Genomic DNA, 18,096 nt, shown 5'->3' on the forward strand with positions numbered 1-18,096 from the left:
CAGTGTACGCCTCTGCGCGGCCCTCTGGTCAGCGGGTGGCGAGGGCCGCGGCGACGAAGAGCACCAGGCCGACCGTGAGGTATGCCGTCGGCGGGCGCAGCCAGCCCCGACTGCCCTCGGCGAGCGAGAGGCCGCCGGTACGCAGCCCATAGAGCCCGACGCCGAAGATCGGCAGCCCGGCGACCAGGAAGATGCCCACCACGACGTCGGCGGCGGAGAGCGGATCGCCGAGAACGCCGTGTCGCAGCACCCGCAGGGCCGGAACCTCGAAGACCGCCACCAGCAGCGCGATCAACACCGCCAGCGCCGGGCGGCGGGTCCGGTAGACGCCGTCGGACGGCGGCGGGCCGGGGCGGCGCAGCCCGTCCGGGGCGTACGCCGGGTCCAGGCCCGGCAGGGGTAGATCCGGTCGACCGGCCACGGAGGGCATCGGTCCGGTCGGCATCTCCAGCGGGTGCGGCGTCCCGGCCGCCGGTCCCGTCCCGGCCGCCGGTCCCGTCTCGGCCCCGCGTACGGGCTCGGCCGAGCGCCCCGCCTCGGCCGCCGGGCCGGGGCCCTCACCCCGGTCCGCCCCGCCCGGGCGGTCCGCCTCCGGGGGGCGGTTCGGGTCGACGATCGGGTAGCCACCGAGCGGCACGGAGCGGCCGGGGTCCGACCTCCGCCCGACCGGGTCGACGCCGAGCGGGTCCGACCTGCGCCCGACCGGGTCGACGCCGAGCGGGTCCGACCTGCGCCCGACCGGGTCGACGCCGAGCGGGTCCGGCGGGGGCGGGGTGTCCCGGGGGGCCGCGTCGTACGGGGCGCCGGAGACCGGCATGGGCCGCTGGCCGACGGTCAGCGGGAACTCGACGGCGCGCTCGACGGCAGGCGGCGGGAACGTGCCGGGGCTCTGGCCGCCCGGCAGGACGGGGTCCGCACCCCGCGACCCGGCGGACAGCCCGGTCTCGGCGGCCCGGGCCGCCCGGCGCGCCTCCCGCTCCGCGGCGAGCTCGTCCACCGATACCCCGAACGAGCCGGCGTCGGCCCGCCTCGACCGCGATGGCCGGTAACTGTCAGTGTCGGTGTCGGTGTGCCCGAGCGCGTCGTCCGCCCCGTGCCGCCCGGCCTCGGCATACCGGCCCACGGGCGGGTCTGTCAGCTCGTCATAGCGTCGCTCACCGGTGTCCCCGCGCTGGTCCGAGACGCGAAACTCGTCCGCTGGATAGCGGTCGTCGCCCGGCGGGCGCCAGTCCGGCTCGCCGTACCCGCGCTCGCCGGGGTACCAGCTCGACTCCTGATCATCGGGAAAGCTCCGTCGTGCGTTCACGACGGGCACCGTATGTGACAGTCGTACCCCCGCGCCATCCGGATGCCGGCTTCCTCCCGAACGGGACCGGACCGCGCGGAACCGCATCCTCGTCCACCCCCGTCGCGGACACCGGCGGCACGGCCGTCCATAGCACGCGGGGGGCATGATCGTCCGGTCGTCCACAGCAGCCCCGTCGTCCACAGGCTCCCCCCGGCGGGCCGCCGGGCCCGGCATGGTGCGACGCATGACGAAGCGGAACCAGGCGGTCGGCGCGTACGGGGAGCGATGCGCCGTCCGACACCTGATCGGGGCGGGGCTACGCCCGGTCGCCCGAAACTGGCGCTGCCCGGCCGGCGAGATCGACATCATCGCCTGGGACGGCGCGGTGCTCGCCTTCTGCGAGGTGAAGACGAGACGCACCGCCGACTTCGGCACGCCGGCCGAGGCGGTCGTGCCGGCGAAGGCGCGGCGGCTGCGGGGGCTGGCCGCCCGGTGGCTCGCGGAGACCCGCACCACCGCTGACGAGGTGCGGTTCGACGTGCTGTCGGTCGAACTGCCCGACGCGGGCGCGGCCCGGGTCGAGCACGTCAAGGGTGCGTTCTGAGATGGGCTGCCAGGCGTGAGCTACGCGAAGGTGCTCTGCGTCGGCCTGGTCGGGGTGGCCGGGCACGTGGTGGAGGTGGAGGTTGACCTCGCGCCGGGGCTGCCGGCCGTGGTCATCTCCGGGCTGCCCGACACCGCCCTGCACGAGGCGCGCGACCGGGTCCGCGCCGCGGTTGTCAACTCCGGCCAGCGGTGGCCGAACCGGCGGATCACCCTCAACCTGCTTCCGGCCACGATGCCGAAGTTCGGCTCGGCCTTCGACCTGGCGATCGCCGTGGCGCTGCTCGGCGGCTCCGGGGAGCTACCGCTGTTGGCGCTCGATCGGGTGGTGGTCCTCGGCGAACTGGGCCTCGACGGCACCGTCCGGCCGGTGCGCGGGGTGCTGCCGATGGTGGCCGCCGCGGCGCAGGCCGGCCTGGAACGGGTGATCGTCCCGGCCGACAACGTGGCCGAGGCGGCGGTCGTCCCGGGCGTCCGGGTCCGCGCCGTGGACACACTGCACCGGTTGGTCGAGTTCGTCCGGGACGGCACGCCGCTGATCGAGCCGCCCGCCCCGACGCCGTCCGCCGGCCCCGACGGGCCGGACCTGGCCGACGTGGCCGGGCAGGCGCTGGGCCGACGTGCCCTGGAGGTGGCCGCCGCCGGCGGGCACCACCTGGCGCTGTTCGGGCCGCCCGGGGCCGGCAAGACCATGCTCGCCGAGCGGCTACCGTCCATCCTGCCCGAGCTGGACGACGAGGCGGCGCTGGAGGTCACCGCGCTGCACTCGATCGCCGGGCTGCTGCCGGCTGGCGGCCGGCTGCTGCGCCGGCCGCCGTTCCAGGCGCCGCACCACACCGCGACGGTGGCCTCGCTGGTCGGCGGCGGGTCGGGGCTGGCCCGCCCCGGCGCGGTGTCGCTGGCCCACCGTGGGGTGCTCTTTCTCGACGAGGCGCCCGAGTTCGGCAGGGGCCCGCTGGAAGCGCTGCGCCAGCCGCTGGAACACGGCCGGGTGCAGCTCGCCCGCAGCCGGGGTGGCACCGAGTACCCGGCCCGGACGCAACTGGTGCTCGCCGCCAACCCTTGCCCCTGCGCGAAGCCGGCCGGGGACACCTACTGCGAGTGTTCCCCGCTGGCCCGCCGGCGCTATCTCGGCCGGCTCTCCGGCCCGCTGTTGGACCGGATCGACGTGCAGGTCACCCTGCCGCCGTTGCGGGCGGCGGAGTTGATGGAGGCGACGATGACCGAGGAGCCGTCGGCCGCCGTCGCGGCCCGGGTGGCCGCCGCCCGCCAGGCCGCCGCCGAGCGTTGGGCGGGAACCGGCTGCCGGGTGAACGCGGAGGTCCCCGGTCCCCGGCTGCGCCGTCCACCCTGGCGGCTGCCCGACCGGGACACCCGCGAGCTGCGCGGTCGGCTCGACTCCGGCTCGCTGTCGGCGCGCGGCTTCGACCGGATCATCCGGATGGCGTGGAGCGTCGCCGACCTCGACGGGCGGGGCCGGCCGCACTCCGACGACGTCCGGGAGGCCATCCAGCTCAGGACGGGGGACGCCGCGTGAACACCGAGGAGGACCTGCTGGCCCGGGTGGCATTGACCTGGCTCGCCGAGCCCGGCACCCGGTCGGTGCACGGGCTGGTCGACGAGCTGGGCCCGGCGGGCGCGCTGGACCTGTTGCTCGACGGCGGGGCACCCGAGGAATGGCTGCGTACCGCCGTGACGGCCCGGTCCCGGGAGGGGGACGCCCGGGCCGTGGCGGCCGACGCCCTGGCCCGTACGCAGCGGTTGGGTGCCCGGATCGTCACCCCCGACGACGAGGAGTGGCCGGCCCGCGTGGAGGACCTGCGCCGGATGGTCCTGCCGGGCGCCAACCGGCGGGTGGACCGGGAGGCCGCTCCCCCGCTCTGCCTCTGGACTCGCGGCGGTTGGCCGCTCCGGGAGGCGCTGGACCGGTCGGTCGCGGTGGTCGGCGCCCGGGCCGCCACCGGGTACGGCCTGCACGTGGCCACCGAGCTCGGCTACGGGCTGGCCGACCGGGACTGGACGGTGGTCTCCGGAGGTGCCTTCGGCATCGACGCCGCGGCGCACCGGGGCGCGCTCAACGCCGGCGGGCTGACGGTGGCGGTGCTCGCCTGCGGGATCGACCGGCCCTACCCGATGGGCAACGCGGGCCTGTTCGACCGGATCGCCGAGACCGGGCTGCTGGTCAGCGAGTGGATGCCGGGCGCCGAGCCGTTCCGTCCCCGGTTCCTCATCCGCAACCGGGTGATCGCGGCGGCGACGCTGGGCACGGTGCTGGTGGAGGCCGCGGCGCGCAGCGGCGCGACCCAGACGTTCAACCGGGCCCTCGCGGTCGGCCGGCGCCCGATGGTGGTGCCCGGCCCGGTCACCTCCGCCATGTCGGTGGGTGCCCACGAACTGCTGCGCGAGCAGTCGTCGGCGAGGCTGGTCACCGGCGTGCCGCACGTGCTGGAGGAGGTGGGCCGCATCGGTGCCGACCTGGCGCCACCGGCCCGCGCCCCGCAACACCCCCGGGACCTGCTCGACGACGAGGCGGCGCTGGTGCTGGAGTCGATGCCCCGGCGCGGAGCGGTCGACGTGGACCGGCTGGCCGCCCGCGCCGGCGTGGACCTCCGGACCGCCCTGCGCAAGCTCTCCCTGCTGGAGGAGCTGGGCATGGTGCGCCGCCGCGACGACGGGTACGCGCTGGTCGCCCGCCCGGCCAGCGCTCCCGGCGCCCCTCCGGCCCACGCCCCCGGTTCCATCACGGGCCCGCCGTGACAACCCGGCCGGGGCCGGTCCGCCGCGTGGCCTGCTCGGTACGGCCGGTCCCGCCCGCGCTCGCCCGGCTCAGCGGCCACGCCGCCGCTCGCCCCGTCGCCCCGTCGCCCCGTCGGCCCGTCGCCCTGTCAGCCCGTCGGCCCGCCGTGCTGCCCGGGTGGCGGGGCGCTCGTAAGCTGAGCCGGTGCGAGGCGACGGAGGGGCGCGGCCCGGTTGGCCAGCCACGGCGGGTAGGCCGGAAGGCGCCCGGTGACCCGCGCCGAGCGCGGCACGAGGGAGACACACGCGGCCCTTCCGGTGGCGCTGCGGGAGGCGGTGGACGACTTCGCCGACCACCTGGCCCGGGTGCGCAACCGCTCGGCGCACACCGTCCGGGCGTACGTCGGCGACCTGGTCTCCCTGTTCGACCACGCCGCCCGGATGGGCTGCGTCGGGGTGGCCGACCTCGACCTCGGCGTGCTGCGCAGCTGGCTGGCGAAGCAGCGGACGACCGGGGCCGCGCGGACCACGATGGCCCGGCGGGCCGCCTCGGCGCGCACGTTCAGCGCGTGGGCCCACCGCGCCGGCCTGCTGCCCACCGACGTGGCCGCCCCGCTGGCAAGCCCCCGGGCTCACCGGGACCTGCCGACCGTGCTCCGCGCCGACCAGGTGACCGCCCTGGTCGAGGCCCCGGCCTCCCTCCCGACGACCCCAGCCCCTGCCACCAGGGCGGAAGGGCGTGGCGGCGAACGGCCCGATCCTTCCACCGCCTCACCGTCGGCTCCCGCCGACGAGGAGGCGGCGCGGGCCGTGGTGCTACGGGACCGGGTTCTGCTCGAGCTGCTCTACGCGACCGGGGTGCGGATCAGTGAGGCGTGCGGCTTGGACACCGCCGATGTGGACGACACCCGCCGGGTGGTCCGGGTGCTCGGCAAGGGCTCCCGGGAGCGGTCCGTGCCCTACGGGGTGCCGGCGCAACGGGCGCTGGACGAGTGGCTGCGAGCCGGGCGGACCGTCCTCGCCGGCCCGGAGTCCGGCGAAGCCCTGTTGCTCGGGGCACGGGGCGGCCGACTCCACCCGACCACCGCCCGACGGGTCGTCGCCGGGTACGCGGAGGCGACGGGGCTGCCCCGGACCAGCCCGCACGGCCTACGCCACTCGGCCGCAACCCACCTGCTGGAGGGCGGCGCGGACCTGCGGGCGGTGCAGGAGTTGCTGGGCCACTCGTCGCTGGCCAGCACGCAGATCTACACCCACGTCTCGGTCGAGCGGCTGCGGGCCGCGTACCGGCAGGCACACCCGCGCGCCTGAGCCGGGTGGGTCCGCGCCCCACCCGTCTGCGCCGGCCCGGCCCCGCGCCGACGCTCCCCTCGGACCAACCGCCGCAGACCAACCGCCGCAGACCAACCGCCGCGCGGACCAACCGCCGCGCGGGTCGACCGGTACGCGACCCGAGAAGCCGGCCGCCGCCGTCGCCTGGTCATTGAGGGGGCACCGTCGATGGATGTCGGGCTACGATCATGGGATGAGCGCGCCGCAGCCGCCCGAGCCCATCCCCGGCGCCCGGCTGCTCTTCTCCCTCGACCCGGCGGTGAGCCACCTCAACCACGGCTCGTTCGGCGCGGTGCCGATCGGGGTGCAGCGCGCCCAGCAGCGGCTCCGCGACGAGATGGAGGCCAACCCGCTGCGCTTCTTCGGGCCGAGCCTGGTGGACCGGATCGCCCACACCCGCCGGCACCTGGCCGCCTTCCTCGGCGCCGACCCCGACGGCACCGCGCTGGTCGGCAACGCCACCACCGGCGTCGCCGTGGTGCTCCAGTCGCTCGGCCTGCGCCCCGGCGACGAGGTGCTCACCACCGATCACGGCTACGGCGCGGTCGGCTTCTCCGTCGACCGCGAGTGCCGGCGCACCGGGGCGACCCGCCGCACCCTGCACGTGCCGTTGACCGCGACGGACGAGCAGGTCGTCCAGCTCGTCCGGGCGGGGCTGCGGCCCGGACGGACGAAGCTGCTCGTCGTCGACCAGCTCACCTCGGCCACCGCCCGCCTCTTTCCGGCCGCGGCGATCGTCGGGGCCGCCCAGGAGCACGAGGTGCCGGTGCTCGTCGACGCCGCCCACGCGCCGGGCATGCTGCCGACCCCCGTCGGGGACATCGGCGCGGACTTCTGGGTCGGCAACCTGCACAAGTGGGGATACGCCCCGCGCGGCACCGCCGCGCTGGTGGTGGCCCCGTCGTGGCGGGACCGGATGGAGCCGCTGGTGGTCTCCTGGGAGCAGGGGGCCGGTTTCCCGGGCAACGTCGAGTGGCAGGCGACCCTGGACTACACGTCGTGGCTGGCCGCACCGGCCGGCGTCTGGACCCTGCGCAGCCTCGGCGTCGACCGGGTGCGGGCGCACAACGCCGCGCTGGCCGCGTACGGGCAGCGGGTGGTGGGGGACGCGCTGGGGGTAGCACCGGCCGACCTGCCGGATCCGGGCGGGCCGACGGTGGCGATGCGGATCGTCCCGCTGCCGGCCGGGCTGGCCGCCACGCTCGACGACGCCCTCGCCCTGCGGGGTCGGATCGCCGAGGAGCTGTCCACCGAGGTGGCGGTGATGTCCTGGAACAACCGTGGCTGGCTACGGCTGTGCGGCCAGGTCTACAACGCGCCGCACGAGTACGAGCGGCTCGCCGCGCGGCTGCCGGCGCTGCTCACCCGGCGCTGACCGGCGACCGCCCCGGCGGCTGCACCGCCGACCGCGTGCCGAGCACGTCGCGGGCCGCCCCGACCAGGTCGAGGGCGACGGCCCCGTGAGGGCGGCTGCGTGAAGGCAGCACCGTGGCGGCGGGGGCGGTCAGGTGGGCAGGAGCCGGACGGGGCCGAGCCCGAGCAGGGCCAGCGGGTCCAGGTACTCCGCTCCCCGGCGCAGCCCCCAGTGCAGGCAGGCCGGCTCGGGGCAGCCCGGGTGCCCGGGCCGCAACCGGCCCAACGGCACCCCGGCGGCCACCCGGTCCCCGGCGCGGACGCCCGGCCGCACCGGCTCGTACGTGGTCCGCAACCCCGCGTCGTGCCCGACCGTGACCACGGGACGACCCGCGACCGGGCCGGCGAACAGCACCACCCCCGACCCGGCGGCCCGGACCACGGCGCCCGGCGCGGCGACCAGGTCGACGCCCCGGTGGCCGGGCAGCCACGGCTCCGGGGGCGGCGCGAAGCGGCGGGCCGGTCGAGGGACGCCGTCGAGCGGCCACCGGAACCGCGCGTCCGGCGCGGGAGGCTGCGCCCGGGCCGTTGCGGCGGGCGCTGCCGCCGGCCCGACACCGGGCGGGACGGAGCCGGGCGAGACGGAGCCGGGCGGACCGGGGCCGAGCTTGACGGGGCCGCGCTCGACGGCGGACACGATCACCACGCCGCCGGCGCCGGATTGCGGCGGAGCCACGGGACCGGTCCCGGCGGCGAGGACCGCCGCGCAGAGCGCCGCTACGGACAGCACCGCCATGGCCGGTCGCACCGGCCGGCGGGCGGCCTCACCCCGGGCCCGCAGGAAGCCGGCACCGGTCCCGCCCCATCCTGAGCCACCGGCCCCGTTCCTCGTCCACATGCCCGGCAGCGTGCCGGAATCCCGGGACGTGCCGCCACCGCAGGCCGCTCGCCTGTGGACGGCCGGGCGGGCTGTGGACAGTCCTCGTCCGGACCGATGATCTGCTATGGCCCGGTCGGTCGGCCCGGCCCACCCGGACCCGGTGCGTCCCGGCCGGCACCCCGGCCCACCACCAGGAAAGCCGCCGGCCCGGACCGGGGCAGCGCGTGATGACCACTGTGGACCGCATCAGCCGACCCTCCCGGGCCGCCAGGCCGGACGAGGCGACCAGCATCGAGGAGTTCGGCTGGCCGCCCGCAACCACGAGCGGTGCCGTCGGGCGCGGGCCGGGCGCGGTGGTGCCGACGGATTGCGGCGGGGCCGGGCGGTGGGGACGCGCGGCCGGCGCCGGACCGGTCGACGCGGTGGGGTGCCGGAAGGACCGTCAGCCGCCGAAGCCGGAGTCGGCCGGCAGGGAGATGTCGGGCTTCTCCAGTTCCTCGACGTTGACGTCCTTGAACGTCATCACCCGGACGTTCTTGACGAACCGGGCGGGACGGTACATGTCCCACACCCAGGCGTCGTGCATCTCGACCTCGAAGTAGACCTCGCCGTCGGAGTTGCGCACGTGCAGGTCCACCTGGTTGGCCAGGTAGAAGCGGCGCTCCGTCTCCACGACGTAGGAGAACTGGCGGACGATGTCGCGGTACTCCCGGTAGAGCTGGAGCTCCATCTCGGTCTCGTACTTTTCGAGATCTTCCGCGCTCATCGCACTCCGCCTTCCATGACCACATCTTCCCCCACCGGCGCGGGAGGTCGGGGCTGCTCGCCCAACGCCACGCCGACGGTACCTCCTGACGCCCCGAAGCGCTCCATCGGCTCGTCCGGGCACGCACCCACCGGCCGGCGGGACCTGGGTGGCCGCCCGTCCAGGCCGGACACGGCGGCCACGTTCACGTACGAGAAGCGGTGTTCCCGGCACGGTCCGTGCTCCCGCAGAGCGGCGGTGTGCTCCGCCGTGATGTAGCCCTTGTGCTCGGCGAAGCCGTAGTCGGGGAACGTCCCGTCCAGCTCGACCATGATCCGGTCCCGGGTGACCTTGGCCAGCACGCTCGCCGCCGCCACGCAGGCGGCCACCCGGTCGCCCTTCCAGACCGCCAGCCCCGGCACGTCCAGCCCGTCGACGCCGAAGCCGTCAGTCAGCACGTAGTCCGGGCGGGTGTCCAGCGACGCCAGCGCCCGACGCATCGCGGCGAGGTTGCACACGTGCAGGCCGCGGGTGTCCACCTCGTCGGCCGGGATCACCACCACCGCGTACGCCAGGGCGCGGGTGACCACCTGCTCGTAGATGCGCTCCCGGCTGGCCGGGGTGAGCAGCTTGGAGTCGGCCAGCCCGTCGATCTCGCCCCGTCGCCCCTCGGGCAACACCGCCGCCGCCGCGACCAGCGGGCCGGCACAGGCGCCCCGGCCGGCCTCGTCGGCGCCCGCCACGTGCCGGAAGCCCCGGCGTTGCAGGGCGCGCTCCAGCGCGTACAGCCCGGCCTCCCGGCGGACCACTGTGCGCGGCGGGGTCAGCACGGCGTACCCCCGGCCGCAGGGACCGGCCCGGCGGACCCGGCGGGCGGGGTCGGCGCGTCGGGCCGCGTGGCCAGCACCCGGCGCAGCAGGGCCGGCAGGTCGGCCGGGTAGTACCGCTCGGTGGTGGCGGCCAGTTCGTCGGCCGGCCACCACCGGTGCCCGGAGACGCTGGCCCGCTCGACGGCGTCGAAGCCAGCGGTGTCCACCTCCCACGAGGGCACCCGGAGCAGGAAGAACTCCTGCTCCTGCTGGTACCGCACGCCGCCGAAGGGGAACCGGATCGTCTCCCGCCACACCGGCTCGCCCAGCTCGGCCGGGGCCAGCCGCAGGCCCGTCTCCTCGGCCAACTCCCGGGCGGCGCCGACCGCCGGGGACTCACCCGGCTCCAGTCCGCCACCGGGGGTGAGCCAGTACCGGTGCTCGGGCCGCGCCGGGTCGCAACCGGCGAAGAGCAGCACCCGGTCGGCGTCGTCGACGAGCAACACGCGCGCCGCACGTCGAGGGGTGTAGACGGTCACCTTCCCAGCCTGCCAGACCCGGCCCGCGTCGCCCACGCCCACCCGGGGGTCGGCGGGCGGATCAGGGGTTGGGGACGCCGTCGAACGAGTCCGGGACGGTGAGCCAGGTGGCCCGGCCGACCGGCCAGAAGACGGTGAAGGCGCGGCCGACCACCTGGTCCTCGGGGATGGTGGCGCTCTGGATGTTCTGGCCGGACTGCTGCCAGTGCTCCAGCGAGTCGCCGGAGGCCGAGCGGTGGTCACCCATCACCCACAGCCGCCCCTTCGGCACGGTGATGTCGAACTCCTGGTCGGCTGGCTTGTCCTGCTGTCCGGCTGCCGAGTAGATGTACGGCTCGTCGAGCGACCTGCCGTTGATCACCAACCGCTCCTGCGGATCGCAGCAGACCACGTGGTCGCCGCCGACGCCGATCACCCGCTTGATGAAGTCCTCGCCGTCGGGGTTGCCGCTCCACTCGGTGGGCGCCTTGAAGACGATCACCTCGCCGCGGTGCGGCGACCGGAAGTCGTACACCAGCTTGTTGACCAGCACCCGATCGTCGATTTGGAGGGTGTTCTCCATGGACGGCGACGGGATGTAGAAGGTCTGCAGCACGAAGGCCCGCACCAGCACCGCGACCAGGATCGCCACGCCCAGAAGGATGGGCAGCTCCTTCCAGAAGGAGCCGCTCTTCTTGTCGGTCTGCTCGTCAATCACGGGTGGAGCCTACGTCGCCGTGACCACCGGGACCGCCCGGAACGCGCGAGGACGGACAGCGCGGCCGAGACCGGGAGGAGCAGCAGCACACCGCCCGATCCGGTGGGGCGCGCGGGGGCCGGGGGGTCGCCGGCAGCCGTGACGGGCCTGGTGACTCCGGCGAAGGTGTCCGGCACCGACAACGACGCCCACCGGGAGGACGGCCAGACCACGACGAACGCCCGCCCGACGACGTTGTCGATCGGCACCGGGCCCTGGCAGCGGGCGTCCTGGGAGACCAGCCGGTGGTCGCCCATCACGAAGATCTGGTCGGGCGGGACCACCACCTCGGCGAAGCGCCGCGACCGGCACTCACCGGGATTCGGCGGCAGGTCCAGCGGGGAGTTCCGGATCACGTACGGCTCGTCGAGCGGAATGTCGTTGACGGTGACCCGGCCCTGGGTGTCGCAGCACTTCACCCGGTCGCCGGGGAGGCCGATGACCCGCTTGATGAAGTCCTTCTCGCCGGGGCGGCTGAGCCCGACCAGGTCGCCGACCGTGCGGGCGAACTTCCCGGCGATCCCGGGCTCGGGCTCCTGTGCCTGCTGAGCGACCCACCTGTCGGTGCCCCGGAAGACCACGACCTCGCCGCGCTGCGGATCCCGCACGTCGTAGACGACCTTGTTGACGAGCACCCGGTCGCCGATGAGCAGGGTGTCCTCCATCGACCCGGACGGGATGAAGAACGCCTGGAGCAGGAAGGTGCGGATCAGCACCGCCAGGCAGAAGGCGACGATCAGCAGCAGGGGCAGCTCCTGCCAGAGCGGCATCTGCCGGCGGGGGCGCCGGGGGCGCCGACGCCACGGATCGACAGCGCCGTCCTCGTCAAGCGTCCGCACCTGGCCACTCCCCGGTCCGCAGAAATGCCACTACCGCCCGGGAGCCTCGTCGAGGCCCCACGGGCGGTAGTGGGACGATCTGTGGCCGCAGCTGCCGCCGCGACGCGCCGATGCCCGCCTGTGCCCGTGCGAACAGCGTAACCGGGGCTGGCCCGTACGACATCCGCGTAGCTCAGGCGGTGTGGCTAGCGAGCAGTCAGCTCGACTGCTTCTCGCGGCGCTCCTTGATCTTGGCCTTCTTGCCCCGCAGCTCGCGCAGGTAGTAGAGCTTGGCGCGACGGACGGCACCGCGGGTCACGATCTCGATCCGGTCGATACCCGGGCTGTTCACCGGGTAGGTCCGCTCGACGCCCACACCGAAGCTGACCTTGCGGACCGAGAAGGTCTCGCGCAGGCCGTCACCCTGGCGGCGGATGACGACGCCCTGGAAGATCTGGACACGGGACCGGTTGCCCTCGACGACCCGCGCGTGCACCTTGACGGTGTCACCGGCACGGAACTGGGGAATGTCGACCCGCTTCGACTGGGCGTCAAGGGCGTCCAGGATATTCATCGCTGTGTCCTCGTGAGGCTCACGGCGCACCGTCAGTCGATGCGCGGATGGGTGATTCTGATCCCCGGGTGGCGACCGACGGGCGGCCCCGGTCGGGAATCCTCGCAGCCGCCCACGGCGCGGACGGTTGCGGCAACCCCTCTACTTTGCCACATTCCCCGGCGGCACCTGAAATCCGGCCCGATCCAGGGCCGCTCTGTCCCGCTTGTCCAGGCTCGCCGGGTCGAGCGCGGCGAACATGTCGGGCCGGCGGGTCGCGGTGCGCGCCAGCGCCTCGTCGCGCCGCCAGCGGGCGATCCGCCCATGGTCGCCGGAGCGGAGCACCTCCGGCACCTCGTGCCCCCGCCAGGCCGCCGGCTTGGTGTACATCGGCGCCTCCAGCAGCCCGTGGGCGTGCGACTCCTCGTCCAGCGACCCGGCGTTGCCGAGCACCCCGGGCAGCAGCCGGGTGACCGCCTCCAGGATCACCAGCACCGCCACCTCGCCGCCGAAGAGCACGTAGTCGCCGAGCGACACCTCGGTCACCCGCATCCGGGTGGCGGCCTGGTCGAGCACCCGCTGGTCGATGCCCTCGTACCGGCCGCAGGCGAACAGCAGGTGCGACTCGCCGGCCAGCTCGTGCGCCATGGCCTGGGTGAACGGCTCCCCGGCCGGGGAGGGCACCAGCAGCCGGGGCAGGGCCGGACCGTCGGGGGCCGGCTCCGCCGGGGCGAGGGCGTCGAGCGCGTCCCCCCACGGCTCGGGCCGCATCACCATGCCGGGCCCGCCGCCGTAGGGGGTGTCGTCGACGGTGCGGTGCACGTCGTGGGTCCAGCTCCGCAGGTCGTGTACGGCCAGCCGCAGCACGCCGTTGGCCCGGGCCCTACCGATCAGGGAGAGGTCCAGCGGGGTGAAGTACTCGGGGAAGATCGACACGACGTCGACGCGCATGCGCGGGTGCTCCAGCGGTCTAGAGATCGAACAGACCGGCCGGCGGGTCGACGACGACACGTCCGCCGGCGACATCCACCTCAAGGACGATCGCCTTGACGAACGGGATGAGCGCGGTACGCCCCTCGGGGCGGCGCAACACCAGCAGGTCGGACGCGGGGGCGTGCTCGATCCGGACCACCTCACCGAGGTGCTCGCCGCCCGGGGTGACCACGGCGAGGCCGACGAGCTGGTGGTCGTGGAACTCCTCCGGGTCCTCCGGCGAGGCGACGCCGGCGCTGTCCACCCCGATCAGGGTGCCGCGCAGCGCCTCGGCGACATCGCGTTCGAGGATGCCCTCGAACGCGACCAGCATCCGCCCCTGGTGCCAGCGGGCGGACTCCACGGTCAGCTCGGCCGGGACCCGGAACGGCACTCCGGGGCCGGGGGCGGGGTTGGCCGGCGGCACCGCGCCCGGCTCGGTACTGAGTACCGAGCCGGGCGCGAAGCGTGCCTCGGGCTCGTCGGTGCGCACTTCCACGGTGACTTCACCGCGGAGGCCGTGCGGCTTACCGATCCTGCCGACGATGAGCCGCATCAGTACGAATCGACGATGTCGACGCGCACGCCACGTCCACCGATGGAGCCGATCACCTGGCGCAGCGCCTTGGCAGTCCGGCCGGACCGCCCGATCACCGTGCCGAGGTCCTCCGGGTGCACGCGGATTTCCAGCCGCTTGCCCCGACGGGAGTCGGCCATCCGGACCCGGACATCGTCCGGGTGATCGACGATGCCCTTGACCAGGTGTTCGAGCGCCGGACGCAGCGCCATGTCAGGCCTGCTCGCCAGCGTTCGTGGCGGGCTGCGCCTCGGCCTTCGGCGCCTCAGCCTCAGCCTTCGGCGCCTCAGCCTTCGGTGCCTCAGCCTTGGCGGCCTTCTTGGCCGGCTTCGCCGGAGCCTCGGTCAGGCCGGCGGCGGCCTTCGCCTCGGCCTCGTACGCCACCTTGCGGTCGACGCGCTCGGCGGCGACCAGCAGCGGCGGCGGGGCCGGCAGGCCCTTGAACTTCTGCCAGTCCCCGGTCAGCTCAAGCAGACGCTGCACGGCCTCGCTCGGCTGCGCGCCGACGGACAGCCAGTACTGGACCCGCTCCGACTTGACCTCGATCACCGAAGGGTGCTCCTTCGGCTGGTACACGCCGACGAACTCGATCGCGCGACCGTCACGCTTGGTGCGCGAGTCGGCGATGACGATGCGGTACTGCGGGTTGCGGATCTTGCCCATCCGCAGGAGCCGGATCTTTACGGCCACAGTTGTTTCGCTCCTGTTGCGATCTCACCGACCCAACACGGGCGGTGCACGGGTGAGCGCCGACCGGCACAGTGGGGTTTGAGCCGGAGGCTGCTCGGTGGACTGGCGACGCGCCCGGGTTAGAGGGCGCCGAACGCGTGCCGGATACCAGCGACCCATTCTGCCAGATCGGGCCGGGATCCTTCACACCGGCGGGCCAGGTCACTCGCCTGACTGCCGGATACCGCCCCTTCGCGTCCTTTGTCCGACTGTTCGGGCGCTCGCGGCGACTGCTCAGCAGGCCGGCGGACGGTCCCAGCCGTCCGGCAGCTTCTCCGGCACCTCCCACCCGGGCGGCGGGGTGAAGTCGCACCAGGTGCCGTCGAACGGGAACTCGCCGGCCTCGGCGCGGGCGATCACCCGCAGCCCCTCGGCGCGCACCGCCGCCTCGTCGGCCACCCAGTAGTCGTCGGGGAGGGCCAGCCGCTCGGCGAACTCCTCCTCGTCCTTCCACTCCCAGCTGCGGTCCGGCCGGATCACCACGTCGAGGTCCTGGTCGACCATGTCCACCCCGACCACGTCGCCGTCGTCCCAGCGGACACCCGGCTCCTCCAGATTGACGTACCAGTTGGCGAAGCGCCCGTCGGCGTCGGAGAACCACCAGACCGAGTGGGCCGCGCCCACGGGCAGGAACTTGAGCACCGACGGCCCGTTCCACCGCCCGAGCGCCAGCCGGTACGACGACGTGACCCACTCGGCGAACGGCATCGCCCGCATCCCGAGGCCGGCCTCGGTGACCTCGTGGGCCACCGGCGAGTCGCGGGCGACGAAGATGAGCAGCCCGCGCTCGTCGTCGCTGACCACCCGCCCCGCCCGGACCCAACCGATCCGGCCGTGCCGCACGTTGCGATGCATGATCAACCGGCCGGGCGAGAACGTCATGGGCACCGACCCTACCGGGGCGCGGCCGGGCGGCCGGTGCGCCGTTGTTCCGACACCCGATCGGCCGTTTCGGGCTGTCGATCCCCGTCGCTGAATCGCTACGGTGTGATGGACACGCGTCGCCGAGCGGAAGGACGGGCCTGTGTCGGAGGACGTACGGGTCGAGCTGCCCAGTGGCGAGACGGTCTGGGTCCGGGTCGCCGGCACCGCCGGCCCGGCCGACGTGGGCTGGCGGGAGGACCAGGTGTACCGCCTGGAGGGCCTGCTGGAAACGGTCCGGGGGGTGGCGGGCAGCGTCCGCGCCGGGCTGCGCGAGGCCCGCCCCGACTCGGTCAGCGTGGAGTTCGGGGTCACCATGTCGGCGAAGACCGGCCGGGTGCTCAGCGTGCTCACCGAGGCCGGCGCCGAGGCCAACCTCAAGATCACCCTGGGTTGGCAGACCGGCCAGGCCGACGACCGCCCGGCGCCCACGGGCACGAACGGCTGAGGGCCCGCACATCATGGGGGTCCCGCTGATCGCCGACGGATTCGACGAGATCAGCCGGGCCCTGCGGTCCACCGTGATCGAGGTGCCCCGGAGCGACGGCATCCGCGGCGGCACAGCGTTCTTTGTCGCCCCCGGCTACGCCCTGACCTGCGCGCACGTCGTGAACGGCCGGGAGGGCGCCACGCTGCCGGTGCGCTGGGGCGGCCGGCCGTTGAGCGCCCGGGTCGTGCACGCCGCCCCGACCTCGACCGGCGGCCAGTCGATCTGGCCCCTGCCCGACCTCGCGGTGCTCCGGGTGGCCGACGCGCCCGCCGACCACCCCTGCGTGTGGCTCGGCGAGCAACCGCCGCCCGACGGCGCACCGCTGCACACCTTCGGCTTCGCCGGGGCGTACGGCACCCCGGAGCCCACCTCGGCCTGGCTGTTCTCGGCGGGCCGGCAGGGCGTCCGGGGTGCCACGGCGCTGCGGGTCCGCGACGACGAGCTGGCCGAGGGCAGCTCCGGCAGCCCGATCGTGGACCTCACCAGCGGCGAGGTGTGCGCGGTGGTGAAGACCGCCCGTAGCCCCGGCGACCCGTACGGCGGGCTGGCCGTGCCCCTCGGCGAGCTGCGTGGGCTGCCCGTGGCCCTGCTGCGCGAGCTGTGGCGCGGCCACGACCGGCACCACGGCGCCGACGGCTCCTGGGCCCACGCCGTGGACCGGTTGCGGGCCCGGCGTGCCGCCGTCACCGCGCCCGAGGTGGCCGAGCTGCTGGACCCGGGGGCGAAGCTGCCGGTGCTGCGGGCCGCTGAGGAGGCGAAGGTGCGCGGCATCCTGGCCCGGTTGCCGGCAGCCGACGACGCGCACCACCTCTACGAGCGGGCGTGCGGCCGGTGGGCGCCGACGCCGACCCAGCCGCTGCTGGACCGGCGCGACGTCGTCCGCGCCCTCGACGACGTCGCGCGGGCCCGGCGCGGGGAGCTGCACCCGCTGCTCGTCTTCGCCACCGCGCTGATCCCCCGCTGCCCGGCCACCGAGCGTGGCCGGCTCCAGGACTGGGTCGACGACCTGGCGTTCCGGCTGGGCCAGCGGGCGCAGCTCGCGCAGCACCGGCAAGCCCTGCTCCCCGCCCAGCGGGTGCCGTCGGGGGAACGGTCGTCGGGGGAACGGTCATCGGTGCTGGTCGAGGTCACCCCCGCCGGCCACGACCAGCGGCGCTACCTGCTGTCCGTGTCCGTCTACCGGAGCCGGGACGACGTGCGCTGCCTGGCCCAGCACGACGAGCCGATGACCCTGCCCCAGCTGGAGGCCGCCCTGCGCCGCGAGCTGCACGTCGGGCTCCGCCAGCTCGGTTGGGGCCGCACCGTGATGGTCGAGCTGGCACTGCCGCCGGAACTGCTCGACCTGCCGATCGACGAGTGGGTCCTCACTCCGCACGACGTCGCCCCGCTCGGGTTGGTCCGGCCCGTGCTGGTGCGGATCGCCGACGACGGCGAGGACGGGGCGGCCGGGCCGGAGGCCGAGGAGCGCTGGGAGGCGCTGTCGGCGTCGGCGGAGGGGATGTCCTTCGCCACCGTCGACTGCCGCGCCGAGACGGATCCGACCTGGTTCTACGCCCACCTCACCACGACCAACCCCGGGGGCGTGCTGCTGCCCGGCCCGACCACGGACCCGGCCCAGCGCACGCTGCTGGAGGTCGGGGTGCGGGCCGGGGCGCCGGTGGCGCTGTGGAGCCGGGCGGGCTGCGACCGGCACCCCGCCCCGGGCGGCGCCGGCGCCTGCCGGGGGGAGGAGTTCCTGGCCGACCTGGAGTCCCGGCTACGCCGCCGGCCGATCGGGTCGCTGCCGCTGGACGTCCGCCAGCTGCGCGCCGCGGCGGTGGCGGCCCGCGACGACAACCACTGCGGGCACCGGCTGGTCCTGCTCTGGGACGATCCGTTCCGGCGTTTCCGGGACCCCTCGACGCTCGACGCGCAGTGGTGAGACCGGCGCGGGCCGGCCGACAGGAGGGACGAGACGTTGCAGGACTGGTGGATCTATCGGGGCACGGGGAGTCCCCACTCCGGGATACTCCGGC

General features: G+C 75.1%; 19 protein-coding genes and 1 pseudogene. 7 read left to right on the plus strand and 13 right to left on the minus strand.

Translation table 11 applies throughout. The annotated features are described in order from the left end of the window. Nucleotides 1–28: 28 nt before the first annotated feature. Nucleotides 29–1,306 (minus strand): hypothetical protein, encoded by a 1,278-nt coding sequence (locus tag ACFYZF_RS06040; protein WP_387016485.1) that lies wholly within the window; start codon nt 1,304–1,306, stop codon nt 29–31. Between the two features lie 226 nt (nt 1,307–1,532). On the opposite strand from ACFYZF_RS06040, the gene ACFYZF_RS06045 reads away from it, so the two are divergent. The 5 genes from ACFYZF_RS06045 (at nt 1,533) to ACFYZF_RS06065 (ending at nt 7,334) form a co-directional block, all read left to right on the plus strand. Then, nucleotides 1,533–1,892: a YraN family protein gene (locus ACFYZF_RS06045; RefSeq protein WP_387016486.1), complete on the plus strand. Its 360-nt coding sequence runs from the start codon at nt 1,533–1,535 to the stop codon at nt 1,890–1,892. A 15-nt stretch (nt 1,893–1,907) separates the two neighbouring features. Continuing rightward, nucleotides 1,908–3,428 carry a YifB family Mg chelatase-like AAA ATPase gene (locus tag ACFYZF_RS06050; protein ID WP_387016487.1) on the plus strand — a complete coding sequence of 507 codons (1,521 nt, stop codon included), beginning with the start codon at nt 1,908–1,910 and terminating at the stop codon, nt 3,426–3,428. Then, entirely contained in the window at nt 3,338–4,648 is a 1,311-nt protein-coding gene (locus tag ACFYZF_RS06055; RefSeq protein ID WP_387016489.1) for a DNA-processing protein DprA, read from the plus strand. Before ACFYZF_RS06050 ends, ACFYZF_RS06055 begins: the two co-directional genes overlap by 91 nt. 249 nt (nt 4,649–4,897) lie before the next feature. Next, a complete protein-coding gene (locus ACFYZF_RS06060) occupies nt 4,898–5,938 on the plus strand; it encodes a tyrosine recombinase XerC (RefSeq protein ID WP_387016490.1) in 1,041 nt (346 codons plus the stop codon). Nucleotides 5,939–6,152: 214 nt separating this feature from the next. Further along, nucleotides 6,153–7,334 (plus strand): aminotransferase class V-fold PLP-dependent enzyme, encoded by a 1,182-nt coding sequence (locus ACFYZF_RS06065; RefSeq protein WP_387016492.1) that lies wholly within the window; start codon nt 6,153–6,155, stop codon nt 7,332–7,334. 129 nt (nt 7,335–7,463) lie between these two features. On the opposite strand, the gene ACFYZF_RS06070 is transcribed toward ACFYZF_RS06065, so the two are convergent. From ACFYZF_RS06070 to ACFYZF_RS06125, 12 genes and pseudogenes are all read right to left on the minus strand, one after another. Further along, nucleotides 7,464–8,108, minus strand: coding sequence for a murein hydrolase activator EnvC family protein (locus ACFYZF_RS06070; RefSeq protein ID WP_387017110.1), 645 nt, complete (start codon nt 8,106–8,108; stop codon nt 7,464–7,466). A 526-nt stretch (nt 8,109–8,634) separates the two neighbouring features. Next, the gene (locus tag ACFYZF_RS06075) at nt 8,635–8,958 is read right to left on the minus strand and encodes a DUF2469 domain-containing protein (protein WP_007075222.1); all 324 of its coding nucleotides are present in this window, start codon (nt 8,956–8,958) and stop codon (nt 8,635–8,637) included. Further along, a complete protein-coding gene (locus ACFYZF_RS06080) occupies nt 8,955–9,767 on the minus strand; it encodes a ribonuclease HII (protein ID WP_387016493.1) in 813 nt (270 codons plus the stop codon). The genes ACFYZF_RS06075 and ACFYZF_RS06080 overlap by 4 nt, the downstream gene beginning before the upstream one ends. After that, nucleotides 9,761–10,285 carry an NUDIX hydrolase gene (locus tag ACFYZF_RS06085; RefSeq protein WP_387016495.1) on the minus strand — a complete coding sequence of 175 codons (525 nt, stop codon included), beginning with the start codon at nt 10,283–10,285 and terminating at the stop codon, nt 9,761–9,763. Before ACFYZF_RS06085 ends, ACFYZF_RS06080 begins: the two co-directional genes overlap by 7 nt. 61 nt (nt 10,286–10,346) lie before the next feature. Beyond that, on the minus strand, nt 10,347–10,982 hold the full coding sequence (gene lepB, locus ACFYZF_RS06090; protein ID WP_387016497.1) for a signal peptidase I: 636 nt from the start codon (nt 10,980–10,982) through the stop codon (nt 10,347–10,349). A 9-nt stretch (nt 10,983–10,991) separates the two neighbouring features. Continuing rightward, nucleotides 10,992–11,860: pseudogene (gene lepB, locus ACFYZF_RS06095) on the minus strand (signal peptidase I). A 196-nt stretch (nt 11,861–12,056) separates the two neighbouring features. Beyond that, nucleotides 12,057–12,413 carry a 50S ribosomal protein L19 gene (gene rplS / locus ACFYZF_RS06100; protein WP_161687914.1) on the minus strand — a complete coding sequence of 119 codons (357 nt, stop codon included), beginning with the start codon at nt 12,411–12,413 and terminating at the stop codon, nt 12,057–12,059. A 141-nt stretch (nt 12,414–12,554) separates the two neighbouring features. Beyond that, nucleotides 12,555–13,343 carry a tRNA (guanosine(37)-N1)-methyltransferase TrmD gene (gene trmD, locus ACFYZF_RS06105; protein ID WP_387016499.1) on the minus strand — a complete coding sequence of 263 codons (789 nt, stop codon included), beginning with the start codon at nt 13,341–13,343 and terminating at the stop codon, nt 12,555–12,557. 19 nt (nt 13,344–13,362) lie between these two features. Next, a complete protein-coding gene (rimM, locus tag ACFYZF_RS06110) occupies nt 13,363–13,920 on the minus strand; it encodes a ribosome maturation factor RimM (RefSeq protein WP_387016501.1) in 558 nt (185 codons plus the stop codon). After that, a complete protein-coding gene (locus ACFYZF_RS06115) occupies nt 13,920–14,153 on the minus strand; it encodes an RNA-binding protein (RefSeq protein WP_350888515.1) in 234 nt (77 codons plus the stop codon). The genes rimM and ACFYZF_RS06115 overlap by 1 nt, the downstream gene beginning before the upstream one ends. 1 nt (nt 14,154) lies before the next feature. Continuing rightward, entirely contained in the window at nt 14,155–14,631 is a 477-nt protein-coding gene (gene rpsP / locus ACFYZF_RS06120; protein WP_387016503.1) for a 30S ribosomal protein S16, read from the minus strand. Between the two features lie 273 nt (nt 14,632–14,904). Then, nucleotides 14,905–15,552, minus strand: coding sequence for a DUF402 domain-containing protein (locus ACFYZF_RS06125; protein ID WP_387016505.1), 648 nt, complete (start codon nt 15,550–15,552; stop codon nt 14,905–14,907). Between the two features lie 142 nt (nt 15,553–15,694). Between ACFYZF_RS06125 and ACFYZF_RS06130 the strand changes: the two genes are divergently transcribed. Next, nucleotides 15,695–16,039 (plus strand): CU044_2847 family protein, encoded by a 345-nt coding sequence (locus ACFYZF_RS06130; RefSeq protein WP_387016506.1) that lies wholly within the window; start codon nt 15,695–15,697, stop codon nt 16,037–16,039. 13 nt (nt 16,040–16,052) lie between these two features. Continuing rightward, the gene (locus tag ACFYZF_RS06135; protein WP_387016508.1) at nt 16,053–18,002 is read left to right on the plus strand and encodes a trypsin-like peptidase domain-containing protein; all 1,950 of its coding nucleotides are present in this window, start codon (nt 16,053–16,055) and stop codon (nt 18,000–18,002) included. Nucleotides 18,003–18,096 lie beyond the last annotated feature (94 nt).

Source organism: Micromonospora sp. NPDC001898 (assembly GCF_042891255.1).
Taxonomy (GTDB): Bacteria; Actinomycetota; Actinomycetes; order Mycobacteriales; family Micromonosporaceae; genus Micromonospora.